General features: G+C 68.3%; 1 protein-coding gene. It reads left to right on the top strand.

Annotation, left to right across the window (positions count from 1 at the left end; translation table 11 throughout):
* Positions 1-265, top strand: a 265-nt coding sequence (locus tag RVY79_RS19985; RefSeq protein WP_317466320.1) for a hypothetical protein, incomplete at both ends; no start/stop codon positions are given.

The following is a 265-nucleotide window of genomic DNA, read 5'->3' as shown; positions in this document are numbered from 1 at the left end:
GTTTCCAGTACCTGGATGCGGCCGGCCATACGGTGCTGACGCTCTCTGCATGCCGCTTCCGCCGCGTTGACCTGATCGGCCGTCGTCATGGCAAGCCGGGGCGCTATGTCTTTGCCCTGGAGGCCAAACCGGCAGCCGAAGACGCAGTTTCGGCCGCGGCTCCGTCGCCGGCCAGCTTGCTGGCCACGGCGGCCGCTACGGTCGCCGGCATCGAAGACGCAGCACACCGCGACCGACACCTCGCCGAGGTCATGCCACTGCTCGA

This window comes from Chromohalobacter sp. HP20-39 (assembly GCF_033052815.1).
Taxonomy (GTDB): Bacteria; Pseudomonadota; Gammaproteobacteria; order Pseudomonadales; family Halomonadaceae; genus Chromohalobacter.
This window is presented reverse-complemented; position numbering and strand designations above follow the sequence as displayed.